Below are 23,809 nucleotides of genomic sequence, written 5' to 3'. Positions count from 1 at the left end.
TCACACATATAAGGAGTATAGGGGCCTCTGAGGAGGCCCCATTTCGGAGGTATTCCGCTGGTGCACGGTATCTGATTCACAGGGATCGCTGCCGTAGAGGTGTGGAGGTCAGCGCCGCACGTCGCCGGAGTTACTCCTGTGCGCGCATCCGGGCGACGGCTTCGTGGGATTCGCCATCGAATACGACGGTGCCCTTGTTGATCAGGATTCCGCGTTCGCAGAGATCGGCCACCATCTGCAGGTCATGGCTGACCACAACCAGGGTCTTGCCCGCGGCGTGCAACTCGCGGATCTTGGCCAGGCACTTGCGCTGGAACGGCTCATCGCCCACGGAAAGGATCTCGTCGACGAGCAGGATGTCGACCTCGGTGTGGATGGCGACGGAGAAGGCCAGACGGAGGAACATGCCGGAGGAGTAGTGCTTGACCTCGGTGTCGATGAACTGGGCGATCTCGCTGAACTCGACGATGGCGTCGAATCGGGCGTCGATTTCCTTCTGGGACATGCCCAGGATCGCCGCGTTGAGGTAGATGTTCTCACGTCCGGACAGGTCTGGGTGGAACCCGGCGCCCACCTCGATGAGGCCGGCGACCCGGCCACGGGTGTGCACATCGCCGTGGTCGGGCTGCAGGACCCCGGAGATCAGCTTCAGGAGCGTGGACTTGCCCGAACCGTTGAACCCCATCAAGGCCACGGACTCGCCGCTGTTGATGCGGAAGCTGACATCTTCGAGGGCGTTGAACGACGAGGACAGAGGCCGTCGGCGCAGCGCCGCGATGACGGACTCCTTCAGCGAGTGGGTGTGCCTCATCAGAAAGGTCTTGTTGACGTGGCGTGCGATGATCGCCAGTTGGGGAACCGTCGTCACGGGCGAATCAGAGGTCCTGGGCAAAACGGCGCTCCAATTTCCGGAAGACGAACTGTCCGATCGCCAGGATGGCGAGCGAGATGATCAGGGCGAAGAGACCATAGGCGATCAGATTGTTCGGCAGCTGACCCGTGCCATTGGTGGTGGGCAACCAGAAACCGGCGTGCATCAGCTGCACGGCGGCGGTCAGAGGATTGAGCTGATAGATGACCATCAGCCACTCAGGCAGCACCTTGGCGACCACGGCCACCTGGTACAGCACCGGCGACGCCCACGTTGCCACGAGCACGATGAGTTCCACGAAGTTCTCGGCGTCGCGGAAGGAGACGTTCACCGAACCGAACAACAAGCTCAGGCCCATCGCCAGAACAACGATGATCGTGAGTCCGAGGAGGATTCCCAGAATCTGCACCACATTGGGGCGCCAGCCGACGAAGAGGCACACGACCCCGAGCACCAGGACCTGCGGCAAGAAGTTGACCAGCGCCACCAGAGTCGATGACACCGGGAAGAGTTCCCGGGGCAGGTAGATCTTCTTGATGAGAGCCGCGTTGTCCACCAGCGACCTGGTGCCGTTGCTGAACGCCTCGCTGAACAGGTTGACCAGGATCAGGCCCGAGAACAGGTACACCGGGTAATTCGGGATCGTTCCGTTGAGCTGCAGGAAGACGCCGAGCGCGATGAAGAACACCAGGAACTGGGTGACCGGCTTGACGTACGACCAGAGCCAGCCGAGCACAGACCCTCGATAGCGCACCTGGACTTCTTTGCGTACAAGCAGTGTCAGCAGGTACCGACGTCGGAAGACGTCGACCAAACCTGACCCCTGGCCGGGCTTGACGAATCCGTCCAGCTCCGGCGACGACGTGGATTGGGTCACACTGGTCCTTGCTTTTCGAGTGACGTGATGGTGGGGCGCTTCGGTCTGCCGAGCGCGCGGAGCGATTCTACCGCCTTGCGAACGGCGCAAACGAACAGCGCTGGCAGTGGCCCGTTGCTAGCCCGCGGGGGTGCCGGACGGCTGGGCCGCAGGGGCGCTGTCGGTGACTCCGAGAGTCTTCCGCCACGACGCTTCTGACGTGATGGTGGGGAGTTCGGCGCGGTAGGCCTCGCTCAGGCGGCTCCAGTTGCGCCGGTAGCGCAGGTTCTTCGTGACGCTCGACCAGAGCAACGACCGGAACTTGGCGCGGTCGCGCACGTGCCAGGCAACGCCGGATCCTTCGGCGTTGGTGATCGCCACACTGTCGAAGCTCGGCACGATCCACCACGGAGCGGCGCGAGAGAGGTGCACGTCCGGCCGGTCGGCGCTGCCGGCGTGTGGCTTCTTCAGGCCGTGCCGCACGAAGTTCTTGAGCAGGAACCTGAAGACCTTGATGCCGCGCACCGGGCTGTCATCGTTGCCCACGTATGACGTGCTGGGGAAGTTGTCGAACTGTCCCAAGTCGCCCACGAGCGACGATTCGCGGTAGTTCTTCGCCAGGGCGCGAATCTGGGGCAGACGGGAGGTCAGCTCCGTGTGCAGCGCGCCCGGCCCGGCGAGAACGCTCTCGTAGGCGAGCTGGCGCAGCTTGACGGTGTAATAGTCCATGGTGAGCAGGTGACGCACGTCGCTGGCAAGGTTGCTCAGCGCCAAACGCCCGCCGTGAGCATGCGGCGAGTGCAGCAGCGCCGCGACGAGGCGGTTGCGGGCGTGGTAGAACGCCTGCCAGTCCCGGGAGTCGTCCTTGTCGACCCAGGACACGTGCCAGACGGCAGCACCGGGCAGGCTCACGGTGGAGTAGCCGTGCTCCTGGGCGCGGAGGGAGAACTCGGCGTCGTCCCACTTGATGAACACGGGCAGCGACAATCCGACTTCGCGGATGATCTCCACCGGAATCAGGCTCATCCACCATCCGTTGTACGCAACGTCGAAACGCTGGTGAATCCAGGTGGTCTGGCGCAGGTTGGACGCACCGAAGTCGTGCCGGCTCGGCGTGACGGGACCCCAGAGGAAGTTGTAGGTGTCGATCGACTCGGCGAAAGCGTGCAGCTTGGTCTTGTCGTACATATCGAACATGTGGCCGCCGACGATGGTCGGTGACGTGCAGAGCCGGGCGAAGGTGAGCGCGCGGCGGATGCCTTCGGGCTCGGCCACCACGTCGTCGTCGAGCAGCATGACGTAGTCGGAGGTTCCGGCACTGATGGTTTCGAGCATGCCGCGGGAGAACCCACCCGACCCGCCGGCGTTGATCTGGTCGATCACGCGCAGACGCCCGCCCAGCGCGGCCTCGGCCTCGGCGAAACGGGGCTCGTCGCGAACCTTCTGCGTGCCCTGGTCGACCACGATCACGGCATCGATGCCCGCGAGCGCGTCGGGGTCGGACGCGATGGTGCTCAGCAGCTCAACGCAGTACGAGGTGCGGTTCAGCGTGGTGATGGCGATGGTGAGCTTCTTGCCGGATTCGACGAGGTTCAGGGCGGGCGGCGCCTGCCATTCGGCTTCGGTGAGCGCGAAATCGTCGCTGCGCGACACCACGTCGAACCAGTACCAACCGCCGTCGATGAAGTAGTCGAAGCCGAGGTCGAAGGTGGTCGTGCCTTCGGTGTCGACAGACGCCGAATCGACCATCTGGATCACACCGCGTGCGTTGGAGCGGTACACGATGATGTCGCCGGCGCCGACAGTCGACACGCTCAGGCGCACGCCGTTGATGGTGGTCCAGCGTCGCCAGTAGCTGGCCGGGAAGGCGTTGAAATAGGTGCCGAGGGAGACCCGCTCGTGCAGCCCGGGCTTCAGGCCCCTCCTGCCCTCGAGCATGGGTGCCACGTTGTGGTGGGTCAGCCGCAGAGAGGTCGACTCGATGTCATCCGGGCCCCGGCCAGGGTGCTTGCGTGACCGCACGACCTGGCTCCACTCGTCAGGGTCGACGTACAACGGAGTCACATCGGGGTCGGTGGTGGACGGGAAGACGATCTTTTGCAGCACGATGGGCTGGGTCATGGTGACGTGCTCCTTAGCGGGTGCGTCCGCTGAAGAGCGGCTTCAGTTTGTTTTCGTACATGGTGAGGGCGGAACCGATCGCCATGTGCATGTCCAGATACTTGTAGGTCCCCAGACGGCCGCCGAAGAACACCTCGGGTTCACCGCTCTGCAGCGCGCGGTAGGTGAGCAGGCTCTCCCGGTCCTGGGCGGTGTTGATCGGGTAGTACGGTTCGTCGGCGCGGGTGGCGGCGCGGGAGAACTCCCGCATGATGACGGTCTTGTCGGTCGGGTAGTGCGCCCGCTCCGGGTGGAAATGACGGAACTCGTGGATACGGGTGTACGGCACCGTGGCGTCCGCGTAGTTCATCACCGGTGTGCCCTGGTAGTCCCCGATCGGGAGCACTTCCTGCTCGAAATCGAGCGTGCGCCAGGTGAGTTCGCCACCCTGGTAGTCGAAGTACCGGTCGACCGGACCGGTGTACACCACAGGGATGCGGCCCACGACGGACGCGCGATTGATCTCCTGGGTCTCGTCGAAGAAGTCGGTGTTGAGACGGACTTCGATGTTGGGGTGGTCGGCCATGCGCTCGATCCACGCCGTGTAGCCGTCCACCGGCAGTCCCTCGTGGGTGTCGTTGAAGTAGCGGTTGTCGTAGTTGTACCGCACGGGGAGGCGGCTGATGATCTCCGCGGGAAGCTCGGTGGGGGAGGTCTGCCACTGCTTGGCCGTGTAGTCGCGGATGAACGCCTCGTAGAGCGGGCGGCCGATCAGGGAGATGGCCTTCTCTTCGAGGTTCTGCGCTTCACCGGTCGAGAACTCGGCGGCCTGGCCGGCGATCAGCGCACGGGCCTCGGCGGGAGAGTGCGCCGCACGGAAGAACTGGTTGATCGTGCCCAGGTTGATCGGCAGGGGATAGACCTCGCCGCCGAAATTGGTGAACACCCGGTGCTCATAGTTCGTGAACTTGGTGAACCGGTTCACGTACTCCCACACCGGCTCATTGGAGGTGTGGAAGAGGTGGGCACCGTACTGGTGCACCTCGATTCCGGTCTCCGGCTCCGGCGCGCTGTAGGCGTTGCCGCCGATGTGGCTGCGCTGGTCGATCACCACGACCTTGAGGTCCAGTTCGGTCGCCACCCGCTCGGCGATGGTCAGTCCGAAAAAGCCGGATCCAACGACTACGAGGTCAACCGTCATACGTATGTTCCTTTGTGCTCGACTAGCGGCCGACGCCCCCAGACGGGAGCGCCATGGCAAAGGTCAAGGATAGCCGATGCTGCCTGAGGGGTCGCCTAGTCCGAGCGGGTATGCAGAATGATGGTGCGATAGAAGTACCGGCGCACCGACTCGGGAATCAGCCGGTACCCGCCGCGAACCAGCACATTACGTGCGAACTGGCCGGTCGAGGTGAAGCCGGACCGGCGGAAGGCGCGTTGCAACTGGAGTTCGCTGGCCAGCAGCCTGAGACCGCCGCGACGTTTGTAGGCTCCGGAACTCACCCGGTACTTGACGAGACGCTCACTGGTGTTCCTGGTCACGGCGCCATCGGCGATCATGCGCGCGAAGAGCCAGTAGTCCTCCATCAGTCCCAGCGGCGCATAACCGCCCGCGCGCGCAACGGCCGACTTGGTGTAGACCACTGTCGGGTGGTTGAACGGGTCATGGAACCTCGCGTACCGGGCGATGTCGGCCGGCGTCGTCGGGGGATTGCGTTGTGCCCCCTGGATCTCCACGCCGGCTTCGTCCTCGCTGAACTCGCACATTCCCGAGCCGACCAGCTCGTGACCGGCAGCGATGAGGGGGATCTGCACCGCGAATCGTTCGGGGAGCGAGATGTCGTCCGCGTCCATGCGCGCAACGATGTCGTGGGTGCACGCGGCCAGGCCCGTGGTCAGTGCCTTGGCCAGGCCGGCGTTCTCACTGATCCGCACGTGGATGACCGGAACCGGCGACGAATCGATCAGGCCGGCGATCTCCGCGGTGAGCTCCGCCCCGACCGGCCCGTCTTCGACCAGCACGACCTCGGAGGGGCGGAGAGTCTGATCGTTCACCGTGCTGAGGAAGGAGCGCCGCAGATGTGCGGCGTTGTCGCCGTGGTACACGGGCAACAGCAAGGAGAATGCGGGCAGATCCGTCATCGGGAGGCCGGACCGCCGGCTCCATCGAATCGCGCGATGTCGCTTGCGGCAGGCTCGAGGCCGCTCAGGAACGCCGCGTTGGACCGGGGGGAGCTGAGGAATCCGTCGCGAAGCCCCTGACGCAGTCCGCGCAGGAGAGTGGGCCGGTCCTGCGAATTCAGGAGTGTTCGGGTCCACCGCACCAGGGATGCGCCCACATAGATCGGAAGCTCCCACGGCGCGAGCGCGCGTGAGCGGCGAAACAACCACACCTTGTTGCGGACTTCGTAGTAGAACCGACCGCCCGGGTCGACATCCGTGCTCGCGAGCGCCTTGGTCTTGTGGATGACGATGCTCGCGGGGCAGTACACGCCGATCCCCGAGCGCAACAGACGGGCGGTGAATTCGAAGTCGTCGTTCCAGATGAAGTACTCGGCGATCGGCAAGCCACTGCGGGAGATCGCTGCCGAGTCGACAAGAGTCGAGACGAAGGATGCTGAACGCACGGCCACGGCCCCGACGTTTTCCGCGGCCAGGCGTTCCGAACGGCCAAGGAACGGTTTCCGACGCGGAGTGTTCATCGGGTGGTCAGAGCCGTCGGTCCACAGCACCCGGGAAGCCATGACCAGGGGAGTGCCCGGGTGACGGTGACGTACATCGAGGAGTTCGGCCAGTGCGGTCGGAGTCGGGATGGTGTCGTCGTCCATGATCCACACCAGGTCGGCATCATGCGCGGTGATGGCGCGTTCGATGCCAACCGCGAACCCACCGGCGCCGCCGGTGTTCCGGTCCAGTCGCACAATGTCAGCGCTCGGCGAGGCGGCCGCGGCCGCTTCGGCGGATCCGTCGGTGGACGCGTTGTCGACGACGACTATCGAGTCCAGCGCGCGGGTCTGGGCGGCGAGGGCGGCCAGGGCTTCTACGAGAAGGTCGCGACGGTTGTAGGCGACGATTACTGCTGCGATCCGCAATTCATCGTCCTCCGTGTCGGCACATTCGACCAATATTACTCTGGTTCCGAGGTGTCGCGGAAGCAACGCGGACAACGCTCGGTACTATGAAGCCTCCGGCGGGCGCTGCCTGAAAACAAGACATGGGGACCAGAATGAAGCTTTTGCTCCGGAGGGTCTCGCTTGTCGTTGCCCTGATCGTCATGGCCGGAACGCTCGTCGCTGTCGACTCGGTGACCAGCACGCAACCGGCTTCCGCGGCAAACGCGCAGGACTTCAACCCCGGCAACATCATCAGCGACGCGGTCTTCTACAACAGCTCGACCATGTCGGCAGCGGACATCCAGAACTTCCTCAACGCCAGGGTCCCCGCCTGCCGGTCCGGCTACACCTGCCTCAAGAACTACTCGCAGGACACCACCAACCAGTCGGCCAAGAGCGAGGGGTGCGCGGCCTACTCCGGGCAGCGCGAGTCCGCCGCCACCATCATCTACAAGGTAGCCACCGCGTGCGGCATCAACCCGCAGTCGCTCCTTGTGCTGCTCGAAAAGGAAACCTCGCTGGTCACGGACACGTGGCCGTCATCGGGCCAGTACCGCAAAGCAACCGGGTACGGATGCCCCGACGGCTCCGACTGCGATTCGGCGTATTACGGCTTCTTCAACCAGGTCTACAACGCGGCCTGGCAGTTCAAGAAGTACCAGGCCCGGCCCGCCGACCGGGGCTACGTCGCCGGTCGTGCGAACACAATCCTGTGGAACCCCACCGCATCCTGCGGCAGCTCCTCGGTCTACATCGACAACCAGGCCACCGCCGGGCTGTACCTCTATACGCCGTACCAGCCGAACGCGGCAGCCCTCGCCAACCTGTACGGCACCGGGGACGGATGCTCGAGCTACGGCAACCGCAACTTCTGGCGCATCTTCACCGACTGGTTCGGCGCGACCCACGGCGCGGCCCCGCACGCCCGGTTCGCCGATCTGTACAAGACCGGTGCGCTCGGCCTGGTGGTCGGCAACGCAGTGACCAGTGCCGGAGTGGGCGTCGAGCAGCAGTTCCAGAAGGGCTGGGCGTATTGGAGCCCGTCGACGGGGGCCGTCCTGGCCAACGGCGCGATCGGCAACTCCTACCGGGTCAGGGGCGGCACCAGCGGCGGTCTCGGCTTCCCGATGGCGAGTGAGAAGGCAGAGGCCGGCGGCGGGTCGAGCCAGCGGTTCCAGGGCGGCTGGCTGTACTGGAGCAGCTCGAAGGGCACCTATCAGATCGGCGGTGCCATCGGTTCCAAGTGGCTCGCAGCCGGTGGGCCGTCGAGCGGTTTGGGGTACCCGTCCTCGGACGACACCGCCATGGGCAACGGGTCGGGGCAGGCGTTCTCGACGGGCTCGCTCTACTGGAGCGCCGCAACGGGTGTGCAGCAGTCGTCCGGCGCCATCGGAAATCGGTATGTCGCGGGCGGCGGTCCCGCCGGCGGACTCGGTTTCCCGGTCGCCAACGAGGTCGCCGAGGCCAAGGGCGGCACCTCCCAGCAGTTCCAGCGCGGTCGCCTGTACTGGAGCAGCGCCACCGGCGCGCACCAGATCGGCGGCGCCATCGGCGCCCAGTGGCTCGCAGCCGGTGGGCCGTCGAGCGGTTTGGGGTACCCGTCCTCGGACGACACCGCCATGGGCAACGGGTCCGGTCAGGCGTTCTCGACGGGCTCGCTGTACTGGAGCTCGGCGACGGGCGTGACGCAGGCATCGGGCGCCATCGGTAGAAGCTATATCGCGCGCGGCGGTCCGGCCGGTGGACTCGGCTTCCCGGTTGCCAACGAGGTCGTCGAGGCCAATGGCGGCACCTCCCAGCAGTTCCAGCGTGGTCGGGTGTACTGGAGCAGCGCCACGGGCGCGCACCAGATCGGCGGCGCCATCGGCGCCCAGTGGCTCGCGGCCGGTGGGCCCTCGAGCGGTCTGGGCTACCCTTCCTCGGACGACACGGCCATGGGCAATGGGTCCGGTCAGGCGTTCTCGACCGGCTCGCTGTACTGGAGTGCCGCGACGGGTGTGACGCAGGCCTCGGGCGCCGTCGGTAAGAACTATGTCGCGCGTGGCGGTCCGGCCGGCGGGCTCGGTTTCCCGGTCGCCAACGAGGTCGTTCAGGCCAAGGGCGGCACCTCCCAGCAGTTCCAGCGCGGTCGCTTGTACTGGAGCAGTGCCACGGGCGTGCACCAGATCGGCGGCGCCATCGGCGCCCAGTGGCTGGCAGCCGGAGGGCCGTCGAGCGGTCTGGGTTACCCGTCTTCGGACGACACCGCCATGGGCAACGGTTCTGGTCAGGCGTTCTCGACGGGCTCGCTGTACTGGAGCGCCGCGACGGGCGTACAGCAGGCGTCCGGCGCCATCGGCCAGCACTACGTGTCGCTCGGCGGCCCCGCCGGCGCACTCGGCTTCCCGACCGGGAGCGAGATTCCGTCGGGCAACGGTGCCTCGTCGCAGAAATTCCAGGGCGGAACCATCTTCTGGACCTCGACTCGAGCGTACGAGGTCCTCGGTTAATCGGCCGAGGCAACCCGGGGGAGTCAGAGTCACCTGCAGTCGTGAAGGGTGTCCGGAACTCGCCCGGGTAGACTTCGTCGCGTGCAATTGATCAGGTCGAACCACCCGCGCTGCCAGCGAGAGGTGCCGCGCACCCCACACACACCGGTGTCGACGACGTGACCTGGCTCGAGACCGCTCCCCTTTTCCTGGCCGCGGTAGCCATCCTCTTCATACCCGGACTCCTCATCGGAGTCGCCTTGGGCGCGCGTCGGTTGACGCTGCTGGCCCTGGCCCCGTTGTTCACCGTGACGACCGTGGCCGTCGCGGCAACCGGCGGTCAATTCATCGGGGTGCGCTGGGGAGTGCTCCCCGTCCTCGTCGTGGCGCTGCTGCTCTCGGCCGTACTTGTGGCCGCACGCGTCCTGTGGCGAAAGCGCTGGACGAGTCTTCCCGTTCGGGAGGGCCGCGCCGGCCTCATAGCCGCCGGCGGTGGCCTGTTGTTCGGTCTGGTCGCGATCGGCACCCGGTTCACGACGATCTTCGGCGCGCCGAACCACATCTCGCAGACCTTCGACAACGTCTTCCACCTGAACGCCGTGCGGTACATCCTGGACACGGGCAGCGCCTCCCCGCTGACAACGGGCAGTCTTACGTACGAATTCGACGGGCGCACCAGCTTCTACCCGGACATGTGGCATGCCCTGGTCGCGCTGCTCGTCGACGTCACCGGCGCCTCCATCCCGGTGGCAGTGAATGTCATGAACATCGCGATCGCCGGACTCGTATGGCCGCTGGCCTGCATCCTGCTGGTGCGCGTCGTCCTCGGGGCCCGGCCGGTCGCGCTTCTGGCCGCCGGCGTGCTCTCTGCGGGCTTCGCGGCCTTCCCGGCGCTCATGGTCGACTTCGGCGTGCTCTACCCCAACCTGTTGGCCATCAGCATGCTTCCGGCAGCCCTCGCGATGGTGGCCCTGGTCGCGGGGTTCGGCGTCGAGCCGGATCTTCCGGTGCCCGCTCGCTGGCTGGCTTTGGCCGGGCTCCTGCCGGGGCTCGCACTGGCGCATCCCAGTACCCTGATGGCCCTGATCGCGTTCAGTGTGCCGATCGCCGTGTTCGGCCTCATCCGGCACCTGCGTGCCCTGCGTACCCGACACGCCGGATTCTGGCCGTATGCGCGCGTGACGGTCGTCGCCGGCCTGTCGTTCGGGATCGCCGCCGCCGTGCTGCTGGTGGGCCGGCCCACCGTCGCGGCCGCGTTCTGGGGACCGCGAGAGTCCTTCAAATCGGCCGTCGTGGCGACACTGACCAACTCCGTGGTCGGGCGGCCCGCCGACTACCTGATCGCGGCCCTGATGCTGCTGGGCATCGTCGCGCTCATCGTCACGCGCCGCCAGCCCTGGCTGATCGGCAGTTTCATCGTCGCGGCCGGCCTCTACATAGTGTGCGCGAGCTTCCCGATCGGTTTCTTCCGGTATGGCCTGACGGGCATCTGGTACAACGACAGCTACCGGCTCGCGGCCCTGATGCCCGTCGTCGTACTGCCGCTCGCGGCGACCGGCGTCGTGTGGCTCGCGGACCTGATCCAGGCCGGCGTGGCCCGGATGCGCCAGCGCCGGGTGAACACCGATCCCGCGGCGGTGACCGGCACGCGCCGCACCGAACCCGTGGGGGCCGTTGTGGCGGGTGTGGCGATCATCGCGATCCTGGCCGTCGGCACGCAGACCGGTCAGGCGCTGGACGCCGCGACGACGTCCGGGCAGAAATCGTACAAGTTCACCGCGAGTTCCCCGCTGCTCTCGCCCGACGAGCTCACCCTGCTCGACCGGCTGGATGACGAGGTCCCCAGTGACGCCACCGTGGTGGGAAGCCCGTGGACCGGGTCGTCGCTGGTGTACGCCATCTCGGACCGCCGCGCGTTGTTGCCGGCCATCTTCGGGGAGCGGGATTCGGATACGCTGCTCTTGATGGCGGCCCTGCGGGACGCCACCACCGATTCTGAGGTTTGTGCCGCTGTCAATGAGCTCGACGTGGACTACGCGCTGGATTTCGGTCCTCGTGAGGTGCACGGCGGGGTGAACCAGATCGCCGGCCTGTCCGAACTCGCCGACTCCCCGGGTCTGGAACTCGTCGACCGTGAAGGTGATGCGAGCCTGTATCGAATCACGGCGTGCGACTAGTGCGAGTGGATGTCAGAACCGATGCCCCCAGTGCGGCGCACCAACTACCAGCTGTTAGGAATTTGAGCAATGCATCCTCGTATTGAGCGCACCTTGATCGTGATGCCGGCGTTGAATGAGGAAGAATCCGTCGCCGCCGTCGTCGCCGAGGTCTTCGCCCATCTCCCCGGCGTCCACTGCCTCGTGGTTGACGACGGTTCGACCGACCGCACCGCAGAGGAGGCCAGGGCCGCAGGGGCCACCGTCGCCCAGCTGGCCGTCAACCTGGGCGTGGGCGGAGCCATGCGAGTGGGCTTCCGCTACGCACTCGACCACGGCTTCGACTACGTCGTTCAGGTGGACTCGGATGGCCAGCACGATCCACGGTCCGTCATCGACCTGCTCAATGAACTCGACCACGCCGACATCGCGTTGGGCGCACGCTTCGCCGGCGAAGGCGACTACGTCGTCAAGGGGCCGCGCCGTTGGGCGATGGTTGTCCTGGCCCGGAGCATCAGCTACCTGGCGAAATCCACCCTCACCGACACCACCTCGGGTTTTCGCGCGAGCGGGCCGCGAGCCGTTCGGCTGTTCGCGGCGCACTACCCGGCCGAGTACCTGGGTGACACCATCGAGTCCCTCGTCATCGCCGCTCGCGCCGGGTGCGTCATCCGGCAGGTGCCCGTGTCGATGCGCGCGCGCGCCGGCGGAGTTCCCTCCCACAACCCACTGAAGGCGGCCACCTACCTCGGCCGGGCCGGCATGGCGCTGTTGCTCGCGCTCCTCCGTCCACGCGTCGTCCTGAGCTACAACGAGGCCACATCATGAACATCTCGTCCTATGTCCTGGGCATCCTGGCCGCACTCCTGATCCTGGCAGTCGTGATCGAGATGCTGCGCAGGCACCGGTTGCGTGAGCGTCACGCCACCTGGTGGCTGTTCGCCGGAGTGCTGGCCCTGGTCGCCGGTATCTTCCCGGCATCGCTGGTCGGTGCGGCCAAACTGCTCGGCGTCGAACTCCCCGTCAACCTCGTCTTCTTCGTCGCGCTGATCATTCTGTTCCTGGTGTGCCTGCAGCAAAGCTCGGAGCTCACCAGCCTCGAAGCCAAGACCCGCACCCTCGTCGAGCAGTCGGCCCTGCAGGATCTGCGGATTCGCGCGCTCGAAGACGCCTCGTCGAACCACACGCTGCCTCCCGTCGACCCCGATGACTCGGCCCGGTAAAGCCGTGTCGGAGCCGACGCCGTCGGATCTCGCGCCGTCCGCACCCGTTCAGGCCGGAAACGGCCTGAAGCTGATCCTCGGCGCCACCGTTGTCGCCGGCGCAGCAGGGTACGTCGTGACGATCATGGTGCCGGCCGTGCTCGGCCCGAACCAGGTGCAACCGTTCCTGCTGTTCTGGTCGGCCATGTACCTCATGGTCGCGGTGCTTGCCGGCGTGCAGCAGGAGGTCACCAGGGCGGCGCGACCGGTGACCGAGTCGATCACCGTCGGCCGCAGGACCGTTCGACGATTCACCGTCGTGGTCAGCGCGCTGGTCGGGGCCCTGGTCGTGGCGGCCATCCCATTGTGGAATCTGCTGTTCACGCCCGAGATGGGCTGGCGCTTCGCCCTCCCGTTGGCGTTGGCCGCGGCGTCCTACGTCGTCGTCGCCACGCTGAGTGGGCTCATGTACGGCCTGGTGCGGTGGCAGTCCATCGCACTGTTCATCGCCGGCGACGCCGTGCTCAGGCTCGCCTGCATCGGTGCGGTTCTGCTCGTGACGCAAGACGTCGTGACCCTCGCGTGGGCCGCTGCGCTTCCGTTCGCGTTGTCGATCGTGCTGTTCTGGCCGCTCGTGCGGCGCGGCGTCGTCGGCCGGTTCGACATCGACGTCACGAATCGTCAGCTCGGCTGGAACATCTCCCGAACGCTGGTGGCATCGTTGTCGATGGGTGTGCTCATGAGCGGGTTCCCCCTGGTCATCGGCGCCACCTCGACGGGCCTCCCGGACGGCCCCGTCAGCGTGATCATCGTCCTTCTGACACTGGTGCGAGCCCCGGTGGTGATACCCATGCTGTCGCTGCAGAGCTTCCTGATCGTGCACTTCCGCGCACTCCGTGGGGCTGCGCTGGGCGCCTCGATTCTCCGCATCGGCGCTCTCGTCGTCGGCGGCACCGCGGTGCTGTCCGTCCTGGCCTGGTGGTTGGGACCCTGGGTGGTCAGCATCATCCTCCCCGCTTACCAGACGGATGCCTGGGTGCTCGCTGGAATCGTGGCCTCGAGCGGGTTCCTGGCCCTGTTGTGCGTGAGCGGACCGGCCGTGCTGGCGAGGTCGGCGCACGCTGCATACTCGGCGGGTTGGGTGGTCGCTGCAGCGGTCAGCGTCGCCCTGATGTTCGTGCCTCTCGACGTCGAGCCACGCACCCTGATAGCGCTCGCAGTCGGGCCTTTAGTTGGTTTCGTCGTGCACATCGGATCGCTCGTGCTGGCGGACCGAGCCGGGCGTCGGCCGCATCCGTCCGACCAATCTGAGGCCTAGATTTCTCGTTATACTCACATGAGCGCGCTCGCAGAGTCTGGGTTACCGCACAGCCCGACGTGGTGCCCGCGAAGCAACGCCGTCTTGCCCCGCGAATGAGCAGGGCACGACAGAATCGGAGGGACGCGAGTCCATGCAACAACCTGACGTACTGGTAATCCTGCCCACTCTGGGCGACCGTCTGGACATGCTGAAGCAGACACTGGAAACAGTGGTGGAACAGCGAAAGACCACCGGACTCACCTTGGTCTGTGTGATGCCGGCCGGTGCGCACGCCGCACGGGCCATCGCCCTGGAATACGACGCGATCGTGGTGGACGACCCCAAGACGGGCATCTCCGACGCGATCAACAGCGGCTTGGCGCAGCGCTCCGGCGAGAGCTACTACGCCTGGATCGGCGACGACGACATGTTCCGGCCGGGCGGACTCGCCCTGCTCAAGGCCATGCTGGACACGAACCGGTCCGCCGTACTCGCGTACGGCGGTTGCGAGTACATCGACCCCGACGGCCGGGTCCTGGCGACGAGCCGTGCGGGCAAGCTCGCCGAGTTCCTGCTGCCATGGGGACCGGACCTGATTCCGCACCCCGGCACCATGATCCGCCTCGACGACCTCGAGAAGATCGGCGGGTTCGACGGCAAGCTCAAGTACGCGATGGACCTGGACGCGTTCCTCAAATTGCGCGCGTACGGTTCGTTCCTGAGCACCAAGACGTCGGTCTCGGCCTTTCGCTGGCACCCGGATTCGCTGACCGTTGCCGGTCGGCTCAACTCGAGCAGGGAGGCGGAGTTCGTCAAACGACGCCAGCTGCCCGCCGCCCTCAAGCCCCTCAGCCCGGTGTGGCACTTGCCGGTGCGGTGGGCATCGTCCGTCGCGGCGCGACGACTGACCACGCGGGCGCGGGCGCTGGCCCGGGCCGGCTCTGCCGCGTGACCGGCACCTCCGGCTCAGCGCCGCTGCGGGTCGCGCTGTCCATGCTCACCCTGGTGCGCGGCGGAATGGGCGGCAGCGAGACCTACGCTCGTGCGCTCACCGAGCAGCTGGCGACTTCCGATGAGATCGCGGCAGAGGCATTCGTGCCGGAGTCGGCCGCCGGTTTTACCGCCGGGATCCCGGAGCGCACGATCAGGAACCTCCGGGTCGGCCCGTCAACGCGCGAACGGCTCGCCTCCATGGCCGTCATCGCTGCCCGGGCATCCTCGATCCGTCGGGAGATGGCGTCCAACGATGTCGTCCACTACCCGTTCACGGTTCCGGCTCCGCGACCGAACCGGGCTCAGGCCTCCGTTCAGTCGCTGCTCGATGTGCAACACGTCGATCTTCCGCAGCTCTTCAGCCGCGCCGAATTGGCGTACCGGAGTCGTTTCTACGAGGGCTTCGCCCGACGCGCCGATGCCGTCATCACCATCAGCCACTTCGCGAAGGCGCGAATGGTCGAGAGTCTGGGGCTGGACCCGGCACGCATTCACGTGGCGCACCTGGGTGTCGACACCGAGAAGTACACCCCGAACTTCGGTCCGCGCGAGAACTTCGTGCTGTACCCGGCGCGCGGGTGGCCGCACAAGAACCATGCACGGTTGATCGACGCGGTGGGAGTCGCGCGGAAGTCCATCCCCGACTTGAAGCTGGTTCTCACCGGCGGGGGTCTCGACGACCTCGGTTCGCTCCCTGACTGGGTCGACCGGCGCGGACTGGTCGAGCAGGAGGAGCTGTATCGCCTGTATCGGACGGCGAGCGCCCTGGTCTTCCCGAGCCTCTACGAGGGTTTCGGGTTGCCGCCCCTGGAGGCGATGGCCTCCGGCTGCCCGGTTGCCGCCTCCAACGCCGGCTCCATCCCCGAGATCGTCGGCGACGCCGCCGTGCAGTTCGACCCGAAGGATGCCGACGACATCGCGGCCGGCATCGTCGAGGCGATCGCTCGCGGTGCCGAGCTGACCCAGGCCGGACTCGGCCAGGTTCAGAAGTTCACCTGGCGCGGGTGCCGGGACGTTCATGTGCAGGCCTACCGTGCGGCTGTGAAGGAGAAACAAAGTTGAACGACACATCCCAGAAGCAGCGCGTGCTCATCACGGGCGCGAACGGCCAGGACGGCGGCTACCTCGTTCGGCGGCTCGTCAGCGAGGGCCACGAGGTGCACGGTATGTGCCACTCCACCAACGGCGCCGACATCCTCTCCGCTGATGTGCCGGAGGCCACCGCCCACGTTTGCGACCTCGGCGACGCCGAGGGTATCGAGCGCCTGGTCAACACGGTCGAGCCGACCCATATCTTCAATCTGGCCGGCAACACGTCGGTGGCCCGGTCGTGGGATTACCCGGCCGAGACGGCCGACGTGCTCGGTGCGGGCCCGATCCGGTTGCTCCAGGCCGCGTGGACGTTCGGTGAGCGCTCGTCCCGTCCGGTGCGATTCGTGCAGGCGTCCAGCGCCGAGATCTTCGGCGATGCGACCGAGGTGCCACAGTCAGAGACGACACTTCGGGAACCGGTGACCCCGTACGGCGCCGCCAAGTCCTTCGCCCACGACATGGTCGGCGTCTACCGGCACCGGGGCATGTTCGCGAGTTCCGCGATCCTCTACAACCACGAGTCGCCGCGTCGCCCCGAAACCTTCGTGGCTCGAAAGATCTCCCAGGAGGTCGCGCGCATCTCTCTCGGTCTCTCGGACCGCCTGGTGCTGGGAAACATCGATGTGCACCGCGACTGGGGATACGCCCCGGACTACGTCGACGCCATGATCCGGATCTCGCGCGCAGAGACCGCCAACGACTTCATCGTGGCGACCGGTGTCTCCCACAGCGTCCGGGATTTTGTGGACCGGGCGTTCGCGTACATCGGCATCGAGGACTGGAGCCGGTACGTCGTCATCGACCCGGCGTTCTACCGCCCTGCCGATCCCAAGGAACTCGTCGGCGACCCGACCCGCCTGAAGGCATTGGGCTGGGAACCGAGCGTTGACTTCGAGGCCCTCGTCACCCTCATGGTGCGGGCCGACCTGGAGGCGCTGCAGGCCTAGCCTGGCGGCGCAGCCGGCCCGCCGTGGCGGCGGCTCAGGGGGTCAGGAGTTGTCGCTGTTGCGCAGGCTCGGGCCGAGCAGCCTGCGCCAGCTCTGCCCCTGCGCGGCCTTGACCGAACAGATCAGCAGGAGCACCCAGCCGTACTCCACCAGGACCGTGCTTTCGGCCGCCGAGGTGACGAGCAGCACCACCAGCACGAGCGGCGACCACACGTACACGACAGGCCGCTTGTTCGAGGCGAGCAGCCAGGACCGCACGAAGGCCAGGATCACGAGGGTCACGAAGGCCAGGAAGCCCACGAGCCCGACCTGGAAGTAGACGTCGAGGAAGGCGTTGAGGGCTGACGTGTGTTCGCTCTTCGTGACGAAGTCCAACCAGCCGTATGGGCTGATCTTCTCCGGCCAGATGCCCGTCCAGCCCCAGCCCTCGAGCGGATGCAGGTCCACCAGGCGCCACATCTCGCGCCAGAGCGACGAGCGCGTCTCGAACTCGCTGCCGGCGTTCAACTGGTTGATGATGCCGGCCCGGGCGACGAAGACGACCAGGGCCGTGAGCACGGCGGCCCCGAGCAGGCTCAGCTGCAGGAGCCAGCGGTGCTCGGCCGGCGTGCGGCGCAGCCAGTACAGCGCCAGGGCGGCGATGCCCACGGCGCTGGCGACGACCACGAAGACGGGGGAGTGGGTGAGGATCAGGCCGAGCACGGCAAGGGCTATCGACCAGCCGGCCCGCCCCGGACGCACCGAGCGGGAGCGCAGCTCGATGATGAAACTGATCGCGGCGATCAGGGAGACCAGGCCGAGAACGTTGCGGGAGCCGAAGATGCCCTGGATCGGGCCGAGCAGGGCGATGTTGCCCTGCACGCCGAGGAAGGTGATCGGCAGGTCCAGCAGGAGCCCGGAGAGCACCTCGAGGGCGATCGACAGGCCCAGCAGCACCCGGAGCACGTCTCCCGTGGCGCGGACGATCTGGATGGTGTCGCGCACCAGGGCCACGTAGATGGCCAGGAAGGCGAAGGCCAGCTGGTAGCCGACGCCACTGAGGGTGCGCAGCGGATACTCGCTCCAGAGCACCGACAGGGAGCACCAGACCAGGAAGACCAGGATCGAAACCGGCAGCAGGCCGTGCCACTCGATGCTGTGCCGCCGGGCGACCATGGATGCCGCGGCCAGGAGCACGAGGCAGACCAGCGCGCCCAGGAGCCCGGGCCAGCCCATCAGGCTGCGCACCAGATGGGTGGCGAAGGCCAACCCCAGGATGAGGTGGGTGAGTGTCGCGCTGAACCGCGGCGACGAGAACGCCGCGGAGACGGCGGTGGGGATGTAGCGGGGGCGGGACGGGTCCGTCATCGGCGCCCCACGCCCTGAAGCTCGGCGTCCGCACCGGGGCGTTTGGTGGTCACCGCGAGGATCACGAGCAGGACCCAGCCGGACTCGACCAGGATGCGGCTCTCCGCGAGGCTCTGGGCGAGGAGGGCGACCGTGAGCAGCAGTGGCAGGAGCGAGGTCGCGGAGAACGGTTCGGTGTCGGAGACGCCGAGGCGCGGCCGGTCGACGGCGAGGAACCAGGCGCGCCACAGCGTCGACAGGGTGAGCGCGGCGAAGACGATCAGGCCCACGATGCCCAGCTGCAGCCACACGTCCAACCAGGCGTTGTGCGCCTGCAGGTACTGCACACCCTTCCGCACCGCCAGGCCGTTGAACGGCTCCACCCACGGCGCCCAGTAGCTCACCCAGCCCCAGCCGAAGACGGGGCGTTCGCCGGCGAGGCCGATGACCCGGGCCCAGATGTCGAATCGTCCGGTGAGGTCCTCGCTCTTGCCGAGCAGGGACAGCAGCGTCGACGAGAACGCGACGAGTCCGACCACGGCCGCGGCCAACGCCGCCGCTGCGGTGAGGTAGAGCGGGCGACGGCCCAGCGGCGGCAGCCGGCGCGCCCAGAGGGCGAAGAGCAGTGCCACGGCCACGGCCACGAGGGCCACGGACACGGTGGCCGACCGGGTGAGCCAGAGCATCACCAGTGCCACGGCCACCCAGAAGATCCCACGCCAGCGCGTCACGGTGCCGCCGGCCAGTTGCACGGCGAAGACGATCAACGACAACAGGGCGATGAAGCCCAGCAGGTTGCGGCTGGCCACGATGCCCTCGATCGGGCCGCCCTCGAGCAGCAGCGCCCGCGACCAGTAGAACGCGGCGGGGATCTTGCCGCTGTACTCGACCCAGAACGGCAGCACGGGGTGCCCGATGAAGACCGCGACGACGAATTCGAAGGCGACGGACAGGCCGAGGATGAGTTTGAGGGCCACCCCGAGGGTGCGCAGCAGCTCGGTCCAACTCAGGCAGAGCGCGAGGAACAGGCCGGCGATGGTCGTCGCCCACTGCAGGGCCACCCCGATTGCACCCGCGCCCGGATACGCCGACCAGGCCAGCGACAGGGTCGCCAGGATCAGGAACGCGGCCAGGGACTTCGGGAAACCCCGCCAGGTCCACTCCCGGCGGACGGAGAGGAGATAGCCGACGCTGCCCACGAGGATGAACACGGCGATAGCACCGAATCCCCACCAGCCGAGCAGGTTGCGCCAGGCCTGGCCGGCCAGCACACTGAAGAACACCAGGGTCGCGAAGAGGCGAACGGTGAGACGGCTCTGCACGACGGGCATGTGTCTAGGGTACTGGGGACGCCTCCGCCGGACGGCGCGAATCCTCTGATACCCTGAGGGGTATAACAAAATGCGGATGCGCACGTTCCGCGCCGCACCGCCCGCGCAGCCCCGGAGGGACCCCCATGACCGACATCTCGGTGACCGAACTCGCAGCACTGGCCGACCCCGTCGTGGTCGACGTGCGCGAACCATACGAATTCGACGCGGCCCACGCCCACGGTGCGCAGCTCATCCCGCTCGGCGAGCTGCGCGAGCGACTCGCCGAGGTGCCGCGTGGCGCGCCCGTCTACGTGATCTGCGCCGCCGGCGGCCGCAGCGCACAGGGCGCCGCGTTCCTCACGCAGAGTGGAGTCGACGCCGTCAACGTCACCGGCGGTATGACGGCCTGGCAGCAGGCCGGCCTGCCCACGATCCGGGACGGGGTGAGCGCATGAGCACCCCCGTCGCGACCGACGAACAGCGCGCCGCGAACCAGAAGAAGGTGCTCAACCGGCTGCGCCGCGCCCAGGGGCAGCTCAGCGCCGTCATCACCGCGGTCGAGGCAGGCGGCAGCTGCAAGGACGTGGTGACCCAGCTCGCCGCGGTCTCGAGCGCGCTGGACCGGGCCGGGTTCACCATCGTCTCCTCGGCCATGCGTGACTGCATCGCCGAACCCGACAACGCAGAGTCCTTGACCGTCGACGAGCTGGAGAAGCTCTTCCTGGCCCTGGCCTGAGTCCGGCCGGGTCCTTATTGCGGGGTGCCCGCGCCGCCCTCGGCGAGGTAGGCGAGGCGGCGCAGCGTCTCCGTGTTGCGCACCGAGATGGCCGCGTCGCGCAGGAACAGCGGCACGAACCGGCCGGGTCCGGCGGTGGCGTCCTCGGTGATGCGCACGCGGCATCCGTCGCCCTGCGGCCGCACATCCACGGCCACCTGGGCTTCGCCGATCGGCCAGCCCCGCGCCTGCAGCAGGGCGTGCTTGGGCGGGTCCCACTCCAGCACCGACGTGGTGTCGTCGAGCAGGGCGGGCCAGACGCCGACAGAGTGATGGAGAGTGCTGCCCGTGGCCGGCCACGTCGCGTCGACGTCCCTCATGCGCGATGCGCCGACCACCCAACCCGGGTAGAGCCAGCCGTCGGCGAGCACCGCGAAGACGCTCTCGGGGGAGCACTGCATGTTTCGGTAGTTCACGGCCACGGGGGCACCTTTCGTCAACCGGCTGTCGGGGAGAGGTCGGGGGCGACGCGCACGCCGAGGTCGTGGCGCAGGGCGCTGAGGGCGGCGTGCCATCCGGCCAGGCCGTGCACGCCGGGGCCGGGCGGGGTGGCCGAAGAACACAGATACACCCCGGCCAGCGGTGTGCGCCAGGGATCGGGGGAGAGCACCGGCCGGCGCACCAGCTGGGTGAGACTCACCTCGCCGGCCGAGATGTCCCCGCCGACGTAGTTGGGATTGTGCCGCTCGACGTCCTGCGCGGTGCGGCTGGCGGCCGCGAGGATGGTGTCGCGGAAGCCGGGCGCATAGCGTTCGATCTGACGGGTGATGACATCGGTCTGGTCCACGGTGGAACCGCGCGGAACGTGCGTGTAGGCCCAGAGCGTGTGCCGGCCGGCGGGAGCGCGGCTCGGATCGATGCCGCTGGGCTGGGACACCAGCACATAGGGTTCCTCGGCGTGCCGGCCGCGGGCCACGGTGTTCTCGGCTCGCCGGATCATCGCGCGGGTTCCGCCGACGTGCACGGTGCCCGCGGCGGAGAGCCCCTGCGCCTGCCAGGGCACGGGGTCGGACAATGCGAAGTCGACCTTGGCGACGGCGTTGCCGTACCGGAAGGCCGCGAGACGCCGCGCGTAACCGGCGGGCAGCTCGCCCTCGGCCATCCGGAGCAGGGCCCGGGGCGTGAGGTCCAGGAGCACGACCCGGGCCGGCGGCAGGTCGCTCAGCCGCCGCACCTCCGTGTCGGTGACGATCTCGCCGCCGTGCGCGAGGAGGTCGTCGACCAGCGCCGTCACGATGGCACCGCTGCCGCCGACCGGGATCGGCCAACCGCCCGCGTGCGCGTAGGTCGCGAGGGTGAGGCCGGCTCCGGCCGTGGCCAGGCTCGGCAGCGCCCTGATCGTGTGGGCGCTCACGCCGGTCAGCAGGGCGGGGGCCGTGTCGCCGCTGAACCGCCAGTCCCACAGCGGACTGCCTTGCTCGAGCGTGCGCAGACCGAAACGCAGCGCGGTGGCCGGGTGCCGGGGCACACGCAACAGCTGGTTGCCGGTGAACTCGGCCACCTGCTGGGAGTGCTCGACCAGCGGGGCGAACAACCGGTGCCAGGCCGGACCGTCTCGGCCCAGTTCATCGACCGTGCGCGCCAGGCTGCGGTACGCCAGGCCGGCCCGGCCGCCCGGCAGCGGATGCCCGTAGGAGACCTCTGGCACCGTCAGGTCGATGCGGCTCGACAGGCCGAACCGCTGGAAGAACTCGGAGGCCAGGGCCAGAGGGTGCACGGCGGAGCACACATCGTGGTGGAAGCCGGGCAGCGTGAGTTCGGCGGTGGCGGCACCGCCGCCGACCTGGGCCGATCGCTCGTAGACGCGAACCTTCAGCCCGGCCCTGGCCAGCGTCACCGCGGCCGCCAGGCCGTTCGGACCCGAGCCCACCACGACGGCGTCGACCTCCGGCCGTCCGCCCTGCACTCGCCGCACGCTCACGCCGGCCGGCCTTCCCGCTCGAGCGCACCGGTACCCATGTCTTCATTCTTCCGTGCGCTCGAGCTCAGGGCTAGCACCCCCGCCGGGCCCCACTGTTCCCGCATCGGACATCTGCGCCCGGTGTGCCGGGTGCAATTGTCCGCAGTGGCAACAGTTGGGACCACGGGCGTGGCGACGGCGAGGCTAGACGAAGGCGGCCAGGCCCGTGATGCCGCGGCCCACGATGAGTGTGTTCATCTCCTGGGTGCCCTCGTAGGAGTAGATCGCCTCGGCGTCGGAGAAGAACCTGGCGATGTCGTAGTCCAGCACGATGCCGTTGCCGCCGAACAGTTCCCGGCACCAGGCCACGGTCTCCCGCATCCGGGAGGTCGTGTACGACTTGGCCAGCGCCGAGTGCTCGTCGCGCTGGGTGCCCTCGTCGAGCATCTGGGAGACGCGCACCACCATGCCCAGGCTGGCCGTGATGTTGCCCAGGCTCTTCACGAGCAGGTCCTGCACGAGTTGGTGACCGCCGATGGGCTTGCCGAACTGCACCCGTTCGGCCGCGTAGGCGACGGCCGCCTCGTAGGCGCCGATGGCCAGGCCGACCGCGGCCCAGGACACCTCGGCCCGGGTGAAGCGCAGCACCCGGGCGGTGTCGCGGAACGAGTTGGCCTCCTGCAGGCGGTTCTGCTCGGACACCCGCACGTTCTCCAGGGTGATGTCGGCATTCTGCACCGAGCGCAGGCTGATCTTGCCCTCGATCTTCGTGGCCGTGTAGCCGGCCGTGTCGGTGGGCACGATGAAGCCCTTCACGGCGCCGTCCGCGGTGTCTTTAGCCCACACGATGGTGATGTCGGAGAAGGTGGCGTTGCCGATCCAGCGCTTGGCGCCGTTGAGTACCCAACTGTCGCCGTCCCGCGTCGCTGTGGTGCGCAGCCCCTGAGCGGAGTCCGAGCCCGACAGCGGCTCGGTGAGCGCGAAGGCGCCCACGATGTCGCCGCGGGCCAGCCGGGGCAGCCAGTGCGCGCGCTGGGTGGCCGATCCGCAGGCCGCGATCGACCCGGCCGCCAGACCGTTCTGCACACCCACGAAGGTTGCGACGGATGCGTCCACCCGCGCCAGCTCCAGCGCCACGAAACCGCGGAAGACCGCCGAGTTCTCGAACGGGCGGGTCTCCTCCCAGCCGAAGGAGTATGCGCCGAGGGCGCCGAGCGGTTTGATGATCTCCGCCGGGAACTCGGCGCGCTCCCAGCACCCGTTCACCACCGGGCGCACATCCGACTCGAGGTAGGCGCGGATGCGGGCGAGGGCGGCTTTCTCCTCGGGCCTGAGGAGGTTCTCGTATCCGAAGAAATCACTGCCGAGGGGCTCGAAGGTCATCTGTGTGCTCCATT

General features: G+C 67.6%; 20 protein-coding genes and 1 pseudogene. 10 read left to right on the top strand and 11 right to left on the bottom strand.

The window, feature by feature from the left end:
* Window positions 1-130: 130 nt before the first annotated feature.
* The 6 genes and pseudogenes from DOE79_RS07725 to DOE79_RS07700 all read right to left on the bottom strand — a co-directional run.
* Window positions 131-754 (bottom strand): annotated as a pseudogene (locus DOE79_RS07725) (ABC transporter ATP-binding protein); the annotation flags it as partial.
* A 121-nt stretch (window positions 755-875) separates the two neighbouring features.
* On the bottom strand, window positions 876-1,748 hold the full coding sequence (locus DOE79_RS07720; protein WP_120337986.1) for an ABC transporter permease: 873 nt from the start codon (window positions 1,746-1,748) through the stop codon (window positions 876-878).
* A 117-nt stretch (window positions 1,749-1,865) separates the two neighbouring features.
* Window positions 1,866-3,848 carry a glycosyltransferase gene (locus DOE79_RS07715; RefSeq protein ID WP_120337985.1) on the bottom strand — a complete coding sequence of 661 codons (1,983 nt, stop codon included), beginning with the start codon at window positions 3,846-3,848 and terminating at the stop codon, window positions 1,866-1,868.
* A gap of 13 nt (window positions 3,849-3,861) precedes the next feature.
* Entirely contained in the window at window positions 3,862-5,028 is a 1,167-nt protein-coding gene (glf, locus tag DOE79_RS07710) for a UDP-galactopyranose mutase (RefSeq protein ID WP_120337984.1), read from the bottom strand.
* A 95-nt stretch (window positions 5,029-5,123) separates the two neighbouring features.
* The gene (locus tag DOE79_RS07705; RefSeq protein WP_342767956.1) at window positions 5,124-5,969 is read right to left on the bottom strand and encodes a glycosyltransferase; all 846 of its coding nucleotides are present in this window, start codon (window positions 5,967-5,969) and stop codon (window positions 5,124-5,126) included.
* Window positions 5,966-6,919 carry a glycosyltransferase gene (locus tag DOE79_RS07700; protein ID WP_245977194.1) on the bottom strand — a complete coding sequence of 318 codons (954 nt, stop codon included), beginning with the start codon at window positions 6,917-6,919 and terminating at the stop codon, window positions 5,966-5,968. The genes DOE79_RS07705 and DOE79_RS07700 overlap by 4 nt, the downstream gene beginning before the upstream one ends.
* A gap of 134 nt (window positions 6,920-7,053) precedes the next feature.
* Here DOE79_RS07700 and DOE79_RS07695 point away from each other — a divergent pair, with 134 nt between their 5' ends.
* From DOE79_RS07695 to DOE79_RS07660, 8 genes are all read left to right on the top strand, one after another.
* Entirely contained in the window at window positions 7,054-9,429 is a 2,376-nt protein-coding gene (locus DOE79_RS07695) for a hypothetical protein (protein WP_162942652.1), read from the top strand.
* Window positions 9,430-9,587: 158 nt separating this feature from the next.
* Window positions 9,588-11,585 carry a DUF6541 family protein gene (locus DOE79_RS07690; RefSeq protein ID WP_120337982.1) on the top strand — a complete coding sequence of 666 codons (1,998 nt, stop codon included), beginning with the start codon at window positions 9,588-9,590 and terminating at the stop codon, window positions 11,583-11,585.
* Between the two features lie 69 nt (window positions 11,586-11,654).
* Entirely contained in the window at window positions 11,655-12,392 is a 738-nt protein-coding gene (locus DOE79_RS07685) for a glycosyltransferase family 2 protein (protein ID WP_120337981.1), read from the top strand.
* Entirely contained in the window at window positions 12,389-12,787 is a 399-nt protein-coding gene (locus DOE79_RS07680; protein WP_120337980.1) for a DUF2304 domain-containing protein, read from the top strand. Before DOE79_RS07685 ends, DOE79_RS07680 begins: the two co-directional genes overlap by 4 nt.
* A 4-nt stretch (window positions 12,788-12,791) precedes the next feature.
* Complete coding sequence (locus DOE79_RS07675; protein ID WP_120337979.1) at window positions 12,792-14,084, top strand: polysaccharide biosynthesis protein; 1,293 nt, start codon at window positions 12,792-12,794, stop codon at window positions 14,082-14,084.
* Window positions 14,085-14,271: 187 nt separating this feature from the next.
* A complete protein-coding gene (locus DOE79_RS07670) occupies window positions 14,272-15,018 on the top strand; it encodes a glycosyltransferase (protein ID WP_162942651.1) in 747 nt (248 codons plus the stop codon).
* A complete protein-coding gene (locus DOE79_RS07665; RefSeq protein WP_162942650.1) occupies window positions 15,015-16,121 on the top strand; it encodes a glycosyltransferase family 4 protein in 1,107 nt (368 codons plus the stop codon). Before DOE79_RS07670 ends, DOE79_RS07665 begins: the two co-directional genes overlap by 4 nt.
* Window positions 16,118-17,098 carry a GDP-mannose 4,6-dehydratase gene (locus DOE79_RS07660; protein ID WP_162942649.1) on the top strand — a complete coding sequence of 327 codons (981 nt, stop codon included), beginning with the start codon at window positions 16,118-16,120 and terminating at the stop codon, window positions 17,096-17,098. Before DOE79_RS07665 ends, DOE79_RS07660 begins: the two co-directional genes overlap by 4 nt.
* A 42-nt stretch (window positions 17,099-17,140) precedes the next feature.
* Here DOE79_RS07660 and DOE79_RS07655 read toward each other — a convergent pair whose 3' ends face one another.
* Window positions 17,141-18,445 carry an O-antigen ligase family protein gene (locus DOE79_RS07655; protein WP_120337976.1) on the bottom strand — a complete coding sequence of 435 codons (1,305 nt, stop codon included), beginning with the start codon at window positions 18,443-18,445 and terminating at the stop codon, window positions 17,141-17,143.
* Window positions 18,442-19,755 (bottom strand): O-antigen ligase family protein, encoded by a 1,314-nt coding sequence (locus DOE79_RS07650; protein ID WP_162942648.1) that lies wholly within the window; start codon window positions 19,753-19,755, stop codon window positions 18,442-18,444. Before DOE79_RS07650 ends, DOE79_RS07655 begins: the two co-directional genes overlap by 4 nt.
* Before the next feature lie 125 nt (window positions 19,756-19,880).
* Between DOE79_RS07650 and DOE79_RS07645 the strand changes: the two genes are divergently transcribed.
* Together DOE79_RS07645 and DOE79_RS07640 are read left to right on the top strand one after the other, a co-directional pair.
* Window positions 19,881-20,192 (top strand): rhodanese-like domain-containing protein, encoded by a 312-nt coding sequence (locus tag DOE79_RS07645; protein WP_120337974.1) that lies wholly within the window; start codon window positions 19,881-19,883, stop codon window positions 20,190-20,192.
* Entirely contained in the window at window positions 20,189-20,473 is a 285-nt protein-coding gene (locus DOE79_RS07640) for a metal-sensitive transcriptional regulator (protein ID WP_120337973.1), read from the top strand. Before DOE79_RS07645 ends, DOE79_RS07640 begins: the two co-directional genes overlap by 4 nt.
* A gap of 14 nt (window positions 20,474-20,487) precedes the next feature.
* On the opposite strand, the gene DOE79_RS07635 is transcribed toward DOE79_RS07640, so the two are convergent.
* From DOE79_RS07635 to DOE79_RS07625, 3 genes are all read right to left on the bottom strand, one after another.
* Window positions 20,488-20,934: an SRPBCC family protein gene (locus tag DOE79_RS07635; RefSeq protein WP_245977193.1), complete on the bottom strand. Its 447-nt coding sequence runs from the start codon at window positions 20,932-20,934 to the stop codon at window positions 20,488-20,490.
* 14 nt (window positions 20,935-20,948) lie between these two features.
* Window positions 20,949-22,433 carry a phytoene desaturase family protein gene (locus DOE79_RS07630; RefSeq protein ID WP_245977191.1) on the bottom strand — a complete coding sequence of 495 codons (1,485 nt, stop codon included), beginning with the start codon at window positions 22,431-22,433 and terminating at the stop codon, window positions 20,949-20,951.
* A gap of 183 nt (window positions 22,434-22,616) precedes the next feature.
* The gene (locus tag DOE79_RS07625; protein ID WP_120337971.1) at window positions 22,617-23,795 is read right to left on the bottom strand and encodes an acyl-CoA dehydrogenase family protein; all 1,179 of its coding nucleotides are present in this window, start codon (window positions 23,793-23,795) and stop codon (window positions 22,617-22,619) included.
* Between the last annotated feature and the right edge of the window lie 14 nt (window positions 23,796-23,809).

This window comes from Cryobacterium soli (genome assembly GCF_003611035.1).
In the GTDB taxonomy this organism is placed as follows: Bacteria; Actinomycetota; Actinomycetes; order Actinomycetales; family Microbacteriaceae; genus Cryobacterium; species Cryobacterium soli.
The sequence above is the reverse complement of the archived record's forward strand: the minus strand, read 5'-3'. Positions and strand labels throughout refer to the sequence as shown.